This window comes from Actinomadura sp. KC216 (assembly GCF_004348535.1).
Classification (GTDB): domain Bacteria; phylum Actinomycetota; class Actinomycetes; order Streptosporangiales; family Streptosporangiaceae; genus Spirillospora.
Genome location: NZ_SMJX01000262.1, coordinates 1 through 11754 on the forward strand (window position 1 = coordinate 1; position 11754 = coordinate 11754).

Consider the following 11754-nt stretch of genomic DNA (forward strand, 5'->3'; position numbering starts at 1 on the left):
GGCTACAAGCGTCCCGAACTGATCGAGATCGTCGGGCGCATCGCCGAACGGGAGCCGGACCTGTCCGACGACCAGATCGTGGAGCTGGTCACCCGCCTGCTCGGCTGCCCGGAGGACGAGGCCCTCCTGGTCGGCGCCCGGCTCCGCTACGCGGTCGGCGCGTACCGGGAGCAGCAGGGCGATCCGGGCTAGCCGACCTCCGGAATAGACCATTCCGTTCTGATATAGTGGAGCGGAATGGTTCGTTCCTCTTGGAAGCGGGGTGGCGATGCGGGTACTGGACCGACGGGCGCTGAACCGGGCCGCGCTGGACCGGCAGCTCCTCCTGAAACGCTCGGACATGTCCGCCCGGGACGCGGTCGCCCTCCTCGTCGCGATCCAGGCGCAGGAGAACAACGTGCCGTACTACTGCCTGTGGACGAGGCTCACCGGCTTCCGGCAGCAGGAACTCACCGACCTCATGAACGAGCGCTCCGTCGTGCGCGGGTCGATCCTCCGGGGCACGCAGCACCTGGCCCTCGCCGACGACTACCGGTGGCTGCGCCCGCTCGTCCAGGAATGCCTCACCCGCGGGCGGCAGGCCGCGTTCGGCCGCGACTCCAAGGGATGGGACCTGGAAGTGCTCGCCACCGAAGCCCGCAAGCTCCTGGACGGCCAGGTCCTCACCCGTCCCCAGCTCGCCCGCGCCCTCGCCGAGCTGTGGCCCGACCGCGACGTCCTGGCTCTCGGATGGTCGGTCCAGGCGATGCTGCCCGTCGTCCACCCGCCGCCCAGCGGGACCTGGAACGTCGGCGGCGCCACCCCGTTCGCCCTCGCCGAGGAATGGATCGGCGAGCCCCTGTACGAGGACGTTCCCGCCCGCCTGATCCGCCGCTACCTGGCCGCGTTCGGGCCAGCGTCCGTCAAGGACTTCCAGATGTGGTCCGGCCTGCGCCGCATGGACGCCGCCTTCGAGGAACTCCGCCCCGGCCTCCGCGTCTACAAGGACGAGAACGGCGTGGACCTCTTCGACCTGCCCGACCTGCGGATTCCCGACGACGGGCCCGCGCCCGTCCGCTTCCTGCCGGGCTTCGACAACCTCATCCTCGCCTACGCCGACCGCACCCGGCTGATGACCGACGAGCAGCGCAAGATCGTCTGCGTGGGCGCGGTCACGAAGCCCACGCTCCTGGTGGACGGCCGCGTCCACGGCCTCTGGACGCTCAAGCACGACAGGAAGGCCGCCACCGCCGCCCTCACCATCGAGCGCTTCGCGCCCCTCCCGGACGAAACGGCCGTCGAGGAAGAAGCCGCCCGCCTTCTGGAGTTCGCCGCCCCCGGCGCCGACCACGACGTCCGCATCACCCCATGGACGGCCTGACTCCACAATCCATCGGGGACGGAACGGCGGTGGGCCCCGGGGTGCTACCCAGCCCCGGGGCCCGTGTGCCGCTGTATGCGCTCACCGGCGTTGAACAGGCGGCAGATCAGGTTTTCTTGCCCGCGCTCTTCCATTGAGCTACCGCAGCACGAGAGCCGCGGAGCAGATTCGAACTGCCAACCTCGGGAAAGACCGGCCGCCTTCGCCGGCGAGAGAACGGCGAATACTGATTCTGGAGCGATAATCTGAGCATGACGCGGCCGCCTCTACCAGACTTGGGCCACCCGGACGCGAGTGCCCGGGAGCGGATTTGAACCGCCAGTGTCACCGCTTTGAGAATGAGCCTCGTCCTCAGCTTCCGCGCCCTTTCGGACGCGACCCCCGCGCTCCAGCGGGGGAGTCTCGGGCGGGCCCTTCCTCATCCGGACGGCCGTCCGCCGGCCGGATGAGAAAGGGCCCGGGAATTCATCGGGCGAGCAGGTACGCGAAAACGGCCTCGCCGACCTGCCGGTCGTCGACCTCCGCCGCGTTGGCCTCCTCGCGCGCGTACTTCACCGCGGCCTGCAGGCGGTCGACGCGGTCGCGCAGCTCGTTGACACGGCGCGCGGGCAGCGCCCCGGAGAACGCCACCTTCGTCCACGTCCCGACGATGACGTCCTCGGTGAACGTCTCCACCTGCGCCGGGTGCTTCTCCGTCGCCTCGTACAGGACGTGCGCCCGCGGCACCTTCTTCGTGCGGGACGTCTCGACCGGATCGGTGCGCCACACGTCCTGGCTCTCGTCGTAGCTCCACGACTCGGCGGCGTCCAGGACGGGCAGTTTGTCGATGAGCGCGAGCAGCTCGGTGAGCTGCTTCTCCAGGAACAGCAGGTACGTGACCGGCGCCTGCGCGACGATCGTCCGGCCGTCGACGACCACGTCGGCGCGGGCCTCGCGGTTCGCCCAGTCCTTGGTGGCGACGACGTCGAACAGCCTGGTCAGCGCGGTGGCGACATCGCGCAGCGCGTCCTCCGACCTGACCTGGACCTTGGTCGACTCCGGCGGGAGCGTCTCGCCCTCCTCGTCCTTGGGACGGTAGACCCGCGAGATGCCCGACAGCAGCGCCGGCTTCTGCAGCACGCGCAGGACGTCGGCCAGCTCGCGCTGAGCACGGCTCTTCACGCCTTTCTCAATGGCGATGATCTGATTGAGCTTTGCCACGGTCTCTTCACCTTCCCGTTCAGAACAGCGCCAACGGTACTGAGTTCCGTGCGGAATCCCCAACGATTTTTCAGCTGAAGGGAGTGGGCCGCCGAGAATAAATCGGTGGGAGAGTGCCGGTGCCGTAGTGCATAATCGCGTGCGTGCCAGAGGAACTGGTTCCGGTGCGGCGCGACGTCATTCGTGGCGACGAGAAGTCATGGGTCCTGTTCGAGCACGCTTGTGCGTGATCCTCATGAAGCCCGGCGATGATCTGGCGGCGCAGGGCGGTGGAACGGCCGCGCGAGTACGGCCCCGTCCACGCGGGCGGCCCCGCCGGCCTATTTGGACGGTCCAAGCGTGATCGGGACGGCCGCGAACTCAACGCCGTCCACGCGGAGGACGAGCGGACGCGCTGAATCGCCTCCCCACATCCGGAGAAGTCTGTACAAATGTCGATGTGATCGAATGGGATGTGGAGGCGCTGGCGCGATTGCGGTCCGCCGTGCATCGCGGTGACTGGGCCGCCGGGCTCGAACTGCTGCAGGACCGGCCGCTGGAGCCGGTGCTGCAGTACGCGGGCGACGTGGCCCTCATGGCCGCCGCGCGCGGGCGGGCCGAGGGCGCGTGGCTCGCCAACGACTGCCGCGCGTTACTGGCCGAGCGCGGGTGGCCGGGGGACGCGGAGCTGGCCGCCGAGCTGTCCGTGCCGCTCGGCCACGGCCGCGCCGCGGGGCTGCTCCCGCTGCCCGCCGACCTCGGGGCGGTGGCGGCGGCCATGGAGGACGGGTTCCACGTCCTCGACCTGGAGCGCGGCGACGTCCTGCTCGCCGGCGAGATCCCCACGGACGAGACGCACGACCCCGGGCGCTGGCTGCCGATCCCGCCCGGCATCCTCCCCGAGGGAGAGGACGCCAGGCGCGGCACCGCACGCCATTGGCTGGCCGAACAGGGCTACCGCCCCATCCCGCGAACCCTCTAACCCCCTGGGCGCACCAGCGGGAACGGGATCGTCTCGCGGATGCTGCAGCCCGTCAGCGTGATCAGCAGCCGGTCGATGCCCATGCCCATGCCGCCCGCCGGGGGCATCGCGTATTCGAGGGCGCGCAGGAAGTCCTCGTCCAGCTCCATCGCCTCCGGGTCGCCGCCCGCGGCCTGCAGCGACTGCTCGGTGAGCCGCCGCCGCTGCAGGACGGGGTCGATCAGCTCCGAGTACGCGGTGCCGAGTTCGAGCCCGAAGACGATCAGGTCCCATTTCTCGGCGAGGCGCGGGTCGCGGCGGTGCGGGCGGGTCAGCGGCGAGGTCTCCGCCGGGTAGTCCCGGACGAACGTCGGCGCCGCCAGCTCCTCCTCGACGAGCGCCTCGAACAGCTCCTGGACGAGCTTCCCCTGCCCCCACCGCGGGTCGAACCCCAGCCCGAACCGGTCGGTGAGCTTGCGCACGACGTCCACCGCCGTGTCCGGCGTGATCTCCTCGCCGACGGCCTCGGACACCGACCCGTAGACGGTGATCTCCCGCCACGGCTCCGCGAGGTCGTGCTCGACGCCGTCCCGGACGACGACGGTCGTGCCGAGCGCGGCGCGGGCCGCGGCCACGACGAGGGAGCGGGTCAGCGTCGCCATCGTGTCGTAGTCTCCGTACGGCTCGTACGCCTCCAGCATCGTGAACTCGGGATTGTGCTTGTGCGACACGCCCTCGTTGCGGAAGTTGCGGTTCAGCTCGAACACCCGGCCCACACCGCCGACCAGCAGCCGCTTCAGGTACAGCTCGGGCGCGATCCGCAGGTAGAGCTGCATGTTGTAGGCGTTGATCTGGGTGGTGAACGGCCGGGCCGCGGCGCCGCCGTGGACGGGCTGCAGCATCGGCGTCTCGACTTCGAGGTATCCGCGCTCGCGCAGCGCGTCGCGGACGGCGGCGACGGCGTCCCCGCGCATCCGCAGCATGCGGCGGGCGTCGTCGTTGACGATGAAGTCGACGTACCGCTGCCGGACGCGGGCCTCCGGGTCCGACAGCCCGGACCGCTTGTTCGGCAGCGGGCGCAGGCATTTCGCGGCGAGCGTCCACGACGAGGCGAGCACCGACAGCTCGCCGCGCCGGGACGTGACGACCTCGCCGTCCACGGCGACCTGGTCGCCGAGGTCGATGAGCGCCTTCCACCTGTGCAGCGAGTCGTCGCCGAGCGCGTCGGCGGTCAGCATGACCTGGAGGTCGGCGGTCTCGTCCCGCAGCGTCACGAAGATCAGCCGGCCGTGCTCGCGGGCGAGGACGACCCGCCCCGCGATCGCGGCGCGCGTCCCGGTGCGGGTGTCGGGCGCCAGCGCCGGGAACCGGGCGCGGATGTCGGCGGCGACGTCGGTGCGCTCGCAGCCGAGCGGGTACGGCTCCATCCCGGCGGCGCGGATCCGGTCGAGCTTGGCGTGCCTGACCCGCTCCTGCTCCGACAGCCGCCGCCGGGGCACGCAGGCCGCCTCGGCGGCGTCCTCGATCTCCTTGATCCGCTCGACGAGACCGCTGGCCGGGCCCGTCGCGGCGGCGCGGTCCAGCTTCGGCCGGTTCAGGTTCGGCAGGAAGCCCTCCGCGCGGGCGTAGGCGAGGCCCAGCCGGACGAGGTCGCGACTCTGCGTGTAGCAGATGTAGCGCGGACGCCAGTCGGGAAGGTATTTGGAGTTCGCCAGATACAGCGATTCGAGCTGCCAGAACTTCGACGCGAACGACAGGCACCGGTAGTACAGCCGCGCGACGGGCCCCGCGCCGATCTGCGAGCCGCGCGCGAACGCCGACCGCAGCATCGCGAAGTTCAGCGAGAGCTGCTGCGCGCCCACGGCGGCGGCCTTCTCGGCGAGCTTGGCGACCATGTACTCGTTGAGGCCGTTCTCGGCGGCCCGGTCGCGGCGCATCAGGTCCAGCGACAGGCCCGCCCGTCCCCACGGGACGAAGCTGAGCAGCCCGCGCAGCTGGCCGTCGCCGTCGAACGCCTCGACCATGACGCAGCGGCCGTCGGTGGGGTCGCCGAGGCGGCCGAGCGCCATCGAGAAGCCGCGCTCGGTGTCCTCGCCGCGCCAGGCGTCGGCGCTGCTGATCAGCTCGGCCATCTCCCAGTCGGGGATCTGCGAGTGCCGCCGGATCCGCACCTGGTACCCGGCCCGCTCGACCCGCCGGACGGCCTGCCGGACCTGCCGCATCTCCCGCCCCTCCAGGTTGAAGCGGGTGAGGTCGATGACGGCCTCGTCGCCGAGCTCCAGCGCGTCGAACCCGTGCCGCCGGTAGGCGTGCGCGCCGCGCTCGCCGACGCTGACGGCGCCGGGGATCCAGGCGTGCGCGCGGCACTCCTCCAGCCACGCCTCGATCGCCCGGTCCCACGACTCGGGGTCGCCGAGCGGGTCGCCGCTGGCCAGCGAGACCGAACCTTCGACCCGGTAGGCGATGGCCGCCTTACCGTTCGGTGCGACCATGACGTCCTTGTCGCGGCGCAGCGCGAAGTAGCCGAGCGAGTCCTGCTCGCCGTATTCGGCGAGCAGCCGGCGCGCGGCGAGCTCCTCCTTCGGCCGCAGGACGGGGTCGCGGCGCCCCGGTTTGAACATCGCCCAGAACGTGGCGATCAGCAGCCCGGTGCCGAGGACCCACAGGATCGCGTCCACCCACAGCGGCACGTCCACGTCGATCGGCTTGCCCGTGACGCGCGGCCCGAGGACGGTCTGGGAGATCGCGTAGAGCGGGTGCGTCCACGGGCCGCCGCTGTGGTCGCGGTCGGTGAGGGTGACGAGGAACGTGCCGATCCCGCAGGTCACGAACAGCAGGTTGGTGAACACCAGGCCCGCGAGGCGGCGGTCGGCGCGGTCGGGCAGCGTGGTGAACTGCCCGCGCGCCGCGACCAGCAGGACGAGCACCGCGAGATAGACGCCGGTGGTGACGATCAGGCCGGGGGGCGTGCGCCGGCCCGGGTCGAGGAGCGTCGTCAGGACCCCGGTGACCACCAGCGCGGCCGGCAGGCAGAAGATCAGCAGGAGGATCCGCCACGCGGCCTTCTTGCGCCGCCGGACGCCCATCGACAGCAGGATCCAGAGCAGCCCGAGGGGCACGCTCGGGAACCAGCCGAGGTAGCCGATCCAGCGCAGCGCCCAGATGTCGGCCATCTCGAGGATGAGACCATAGGAGACCCACGCGAGCAGCGACAGGATCCCGGAGAGGCGGGTGTACCAGAAGAAGATGGTCGGCGCGGCCTGGATCAACCGCCCCCACTCGACCCGGTTACCGGTCACGGATGTCACGCCGGTCGGTGTCCGGTGCGGGCGTTCCCGGGCGACCGGGGCGCGGGCGGCGAACCGCCGCGTGGCGACCCTCTGGGCGGCGAACCTCCAGGTAGAGCCGGGCGTCGTACGGGTAGGGGGATGTGGCTTGCAAGCTCGGTCCAAGGTTGTCAGCAAAAGTCGATATGGTCGCGGATATGCCAAGTGAACCCACCGGTGAGCGGTTGCTCGCCCGCCGTTACCGCCTGGTCACCCAGGTCGGCCGCGGCGGCATGGGGACGGTCTGGCAGGCGCACGATGAGGTCCTCGGTCGTGACGTCGCGGTGAAGGAGGTCATCCTCCCGCATGGTCTCACCGATGAGGAACGCGCCGTACACCATAAGCGCACGTTCCGTGAGGCGCGCACGGCCGCGCGGCTCGGCCACCCCGGCGTCGTCACCGTCTACGACGTCGTCGAGGAGGACGACCGCCCCTGGATCATCATGGAGCTCATCCGGGCCCGCTCGCTCGACCAGGTGATCAAGCAGGAGGGGCCGCTGGAGGTCCACCGCGCCGCCGAGATCGGCCGGCAGATGCTCGCCGCGCTGCACGCCGCGCACCAGGCCGGTGTCCTGCACCGCGACGTCAAGCCCAGCAACGTGCTGATCACCGGCGCCGGGCGGACGGGCGAGCGCGCCGTGCTCACCGACTTCGGCATCGCCACCGCCTCCGGCGACGCCACCCTCACCCAGACGGGCCTGGTCATGGGCTCGCCCGCCTACATCGCGCCGGAGCGGGCCCGCGGGCGCGTCGCCGGCCCCGCCTCCGACCTGTGGTCCCTCGGCGTCACCCTGTACGCGATGGTGAACGGCAAGTCGCCGTTCGAGCGGCCCGAGCCGATGGCCGCGCTGGTCGCGGTGATCTCCGACGAGCCCGACCCGCCGGAGAAGGGCGGCCGGCTCATCCCCGTCATCGACGGCCTGCTGCGCAAGAACCCCGACGAGCGGATGGAGGCGATCGAGGCGGGCGCGCTGCTCGACGAGATCGTCCGCCGGGAGAGCGTCGACAACCAGCGGACGATGGCCGTCGAGTACTCCGCCGGCGAGCTTCCCGGCCCGCAGATGACGACCTCGGACGCGTTCGCGGAGGCGTATGCCGAGCCGTACCCGGAGACGTACGCGCCCGACGAGCCGATCCCGGCGGAGATGGACGACCCCGGCGGCGCGACGAGCGTCGACCCGGGCGGCGCGGCGCCCCGTCCCGAGACCCTGGGCGCCCGTCCCGACCAGCTGACCAGCTTCGACATCCCGTCCGCCGCGGCGGGCGCCGCCGGGCCCGCGACCGGCTCCGGCAGGGCGGTCACGCCCGGGTCCGGGGACGCCGCCGGGCGGGCCTCGAAGGCGGGGCCCGGCGAGACGACTCCCGATCCTGACCGCGTCCTGTCCTGGCGCTCCCGCCCGCGCGCGCAGCGCACGCAGCCGACCGCGGGCGCGGCGCCGTCCGGTCACGGGTCGCTCCAGCAGGGCTCGTCCGGCGACGCGCCACCGGCCGACACGACGACGCACTTCCCGCCGACGACGCACCCGGTCGGGCGCCCCGCGCTCGCCTCCAACCGCAAAGTGGTGATCGTCGCCGCGGTCGTCCTGATCGTCATCGTGATCGTCGCGAGCATCGCGCTCGCCAACGGCGGCGGGGGCGGCGAGAAGCCGGCCCGCAAGCAGGGCGCGACGACCACGTCGTCCAAGAGCCCGTCCGCACCGGCGAGCACGGCGAAACCCAGCGGCTCGCCGAGCGCGGGGCTCCCCGCCGGCTTCCGGATGCACAACGACCGCAGCGGCTACTCCGTGCCCGTCCCGACCGGCTGGAGCGGCCCCGAGCGCAAGGCGGGCGGCGACTTCTTCTACTCGCCCGACCGCAAGACCTACCTCCAGATCGACCAGACCGACGACCCCGGCGACAGCGCGATCGACGACTGGAAGCGGCAGGAGAGCAACGGGCCCCGCTTCCCCGGCTACCAGAAGATCAAGATCGCGCCGACCGGCGACCAGCCGCCCGTCCCCGACACCGGCGACGGCGACGACTCCGCCGACTGGGAGTTCACCTACGACGGCAAGAGCGGCCGCATGCGCATCCTCAACCGCGGGTTCGTCGCGAGCGGGCACGGCTACGCCATCCTCCTCTGCGCCCCCGACAAGGACTGGGCCAAGGTCCACGCCGACCTCCAGCCCGTCTACCGCTTCTTCAAGCCCGCCGGCGACTGACGACGGGCCGACGACGACCGAAGGAGACCCGCGTCTGATGGCAGGTCGCGTTCTCGCGGGCCGGTACCGGCTCGAATCCGTGGTCGGACGCGGCGGCATGGGCACGGTGTGGCGGGCCCGCGACGAGACCCTCGACCGGGAGGTCGCGGTCAAGGAGGTCGTCCTGCCCGCCGGGCTGGACGACGCCGAGCGCGAGAACCGGCACCGCCGGACGCTGCGGGAGGCCCGCGCCTCCGCGCGGCTGAACCATCCGGGCGTCGTGACCGTCCACGACGTCGTCGAGGAGGACGGCCGGCCGTGGATCGTCATGGAGCTCGTCCCGGCCCGCTCCCTCCAGGAGATCGTGGAGGAGGACGGCCCGCTCCCGCCCGCCCGCGCCGCCGCGATCGGGCGGCAGATCGCCGGCGCGCTGCGGGCCGCGCACGCGATCGGCATCCTGCACCGCGACGTCAAGCCCGCGAACGTGCTGGTCGCGGACGGCGACCGCGCCGTCCTCACCGACTTCGGCATCGCGCAGGTGGCGGGGGACGCGACGCTCACCGGCACCGGGCTGCTCATCGGGTCGCCCTCGTACATGTCGCCGGAGCGCGTCAACGGCGACCCGGCGATCCCCGCGTCCGACCTGTGGGCCCTCGGCGCGACCCTCTACGCCGCGACGGAGGGGCGCGCGCCGCACCACCGCAGCGATCCGATGGCGGTGCTCGCGGCGGTGATGACGCAGGACGTCCCGCCGCCGAGGAACGCGGGGCCGCTCGCGCCCGTCCTCACCGGGCTGCTGGAGCGCGACCCCGTCCGGCGGATGAGCGGCGACCGCGCCGAGGAGGCCCTCACCGCCATCGCCTCCGGCCAGGCCGCCGCCGACCACACCGTGTCGGACGCGCCGCCCGCCCTGAGCACGACCCCCGTCCCCGCTCCCGTTTCCGTGCCCGTGCCCGTGCCCGTCCCGGAGCCGGGCGGCCAGTGGACGGCGCCCGTCCCCGCGCGGAAGCGGTCGCCCGTGCTGCCGATCCTCGCGGGCGCCGTCACCGCGGCGGCGGTCCTGGCCGTCGCCGGGTTCCTGCTGTGGCCGGACGGATCGTCCGGCGGCGGTGGGCAGGCCGCGGCGCAGCAGTCCCCGCCCGCGACCGGCCGGTCCGTGCCGGACACGCCCACGACGCCCGCGGCGCCCGCGTCATCCACCTCGCCCGATCCGGCCGACGCGCCGCTCCCGCCCGGGCTCGTGCGGGCGGGCGGCCCCGGGTTCACCATCGGCGTCCCGCCCGGCTGGCGGCGGTCGGAGCAGGGCAACAGCGTCATCTGGCTCGATCCCCGGACCAGCGCCTACGTGCAGGTCGACCAGACGCAGTGGTCCGGCGACCCCTACCAGCACTGGGTCACCTGGGAGCAGGAGGCCCTCGCCGACGGGAAACTGAAGGATTTCCGCCGGATCGGTGAGATCATGCGGACGGACGTCGGCGGCGTGCCCGCCGCCGACATCGAGTTCGCGTGGTCGCGCGCGGGCGGCGTCACCCGGGCGCGCGATCGCGGTGTGATCGTCGATGGCCGGCCCTATGCTGTGGTGGTTGCGGTTCCCGCGTCCCAGTGGAACGCGAACGAGGCACTCGTGAAGAATGTGCTCGACACGTTCCGTCCCTCCGGGGTGGGATGACCAGTGGGGGGACCCTCTAGCCATGGCACAGGCACGTCTGCTCGGTAACCGCTACCGGCTCGACTCGGTCGTCGGGCGGGGCGGCATGGGCACCGTGTGGCGCGCCTTCGACGTGATGCTGGACCGCGAGGTCGCCGTCAAGGAGGTCGTGCTCCCGCCCGGGCTGAACGAGAGCGAGCGGGGCGTCCTGTACGAGCGGACGTTCCGGGAGGCGCGGGCGTCGGCGCGGCTTAACCACAGCGGGGTCGTGACCGTCCACGACGTGGTCGAGGAGTCCGACCGGCCCTGGATCGTGATGGAGCTGGTCCTCGCCCCGTCCCTGCAGGACCTTCTCGAACGCGGGCCGATGGAGCACCGCCGGGTCGCCGACATCGGGCTGCAGATGCTCGGGGCGCTCCGGCACGCGCACGAGAAGGGCATCCTGCACCGCGACGTCAAGCCCAGCAACGTGCTGATCACCGACACCGGGCGGGTCGTGCTCACCGACTTCGGCATCGCGCAGGTGGAGGGCGACACGACCCTCACGCAGACGGGCCTGGTCATGGGCTCGCCCGCCTACATCCCGCCGGAGCGGGCGCAGGGCGAGCGCGCGGTGCCCGCCTCCGACCTGTGGGCGCTCGGCGCGACCCTGTACGCGGCCGTCGAGGGGCGCTCCCCCTACGAGCGGTCGGACGCGATGGCGTCGCTGCAGGCCGCGCTGACCGAGCCGGTCCCGCCGGCGCGCAACGCGGGCCCGCTCGCGCACGTGCTGGAGGGCCTGCTGGCCCGCGAGCCGGTGCACCGGATGACCGCCGCGCAGGCGCACCCGCTGCTCACCCGGGTGGCGATGCTGCCCCCGCCGGCGGCGCAGGTCGAGGAGACGGTGGCGGACGAGCCGTCCGGGCGCTTCATGCCCACCCGGGCGGACGACGCGTCGGAGACCGTCCTCGACCCGGACGACCTGAACCCGCCGACCCGCCGCGACCCCGGCCAGTTCCAGCCGACGAGCCGCCCCCACAACCAGGCCCGGCCGCAGAGCCCGAGCCCGAGCCAGAACGGCACGCACTACCAGCGGCCCCGTCCCGGGCAGGATCCCGAGG

9 protein-coding genes are annotated in these 11754 nt (G+C 72.5%); 7 read left to right on the forward strand and 2 right to left on the reverse strand.

Annotated elements, in window-relative coordinates:
* Both E1264_RS43865 and E1264_RS32310 read left to right on the forward strand, forming a co-directional pair.
* The coding region (locus tag E1264_RS43865; protein WP_165964489.1) for a hypothetical protein at nt 1–192 on the forward strand (192 nt) is incomplete at its 5' end.
* A gap of 76 nt (nt 193–268) precedes the next feature.
* Entirely contained in the window at nt 269–1360 is a 1092-nt protein-coding gene (locus tag E1264_RS32310) for a winged helix DNA-binding domain-containing protein (RefSeq protein ID WP_132179542.1), read from the forward strand.
* A gap of 465 nt (nt 1361–1825) precedes the next feature.
* Here the strand turns inward: E1264_RS32310 and E1264_RS32315 are convergent, their stop codons facing one another.
* Nucleotides 1826–2560 (reverse strand): hypothetical protein, encoded by a 735-nt coding sequence (locus E1264_RS32315; protein ID WP_132179544.1) that lies wholly within the window; start codon nt 2558–2560, stop codon nt 1826–1828.
* A 248-nt stretch (nt 2561–2808) separates the two neighbouring features.
* Between E1264_RS32315 and E1264_RS44855 the strand changes: the two genes are divergently transcribed.
* A complete protein-coding gene (locus E1264_RS44855; protein ID WP_207936510.1) occupies nt 2809–2958 on the forward strand; it encodes a hypothetical protein in 150 nt (49 codons plus the stop codon).
* A 41-nt stretch (nt 2959–2999) separates the two neighbouring features.
* Nucleotides 3000–3521 carry a hypothetical protein gene (locus E1264_RS32325; protein WP_132179546.1) on the forward strand — a complete coding sequence of 174 codons (522 nt, stop codon included), beginning with the start codon at nt 3000–3002 and terminating at the stop codon, nt 3519–3521.
* Here the strand turns inward: E1264_RS32325 and lysX are convergent.
* Nucleotides 3518–6808, reverse strand: a complete 3291-nt coding sequence (gene lysX, locus E1264_RS32330; protein WP_243711301.1) for a bifunctional lysylphosphatidylglycerol synthetase/lysine--tRNA ligase LysX — start codon at nt 6806–6808, stop codon at nt 3518–3520. The genes E1264_RS32325 and lysX overlap by 4 nt on opposite strands.
* A 176-nt stretch (nt 6809–6984) precedes the next feature.
* Between lysX and E1264_RS45625 the strand changes: the two genes are divergently transcribed.
* The 3 genes from E1264_RS45625 to E1264_RS32345 form a co-directional block, all read left to right on the forward strand.
* On the forward strand, nt 6985–9027 hold the full coding sequence (locus E1264_RS45625) for a serine/threonine-protein kinase (protein WP_243711302.1): 2043 nt from the start codon (nt 6985–6987) through the stop codon (nt 9025–9027).
* Nucleotides 9028–9064: 37 nt separating this feature from the next.
* Nucleotides 9065–10675 carry a serine/threonine-protein kinase gene (locus E1264_RS32340; protein ID WP_132179548.1) on the forward strand — a complete coding sequence of 537 codons (1611 nt, stop codon included), beginning with the start codon at nt 9065–9067 and terminating at the stop codon, nt 10673–10675.
* 22 nt (nt 10676–10697) lie between these two features.
* On the forward strand, nt 10698–11754 hold a 1057-nt coding region (locus tag E1264_RS32345; RefSeq protein ID WP_132179550.1), incomplete at its 3' end, for a serine/threonine-protein kinase.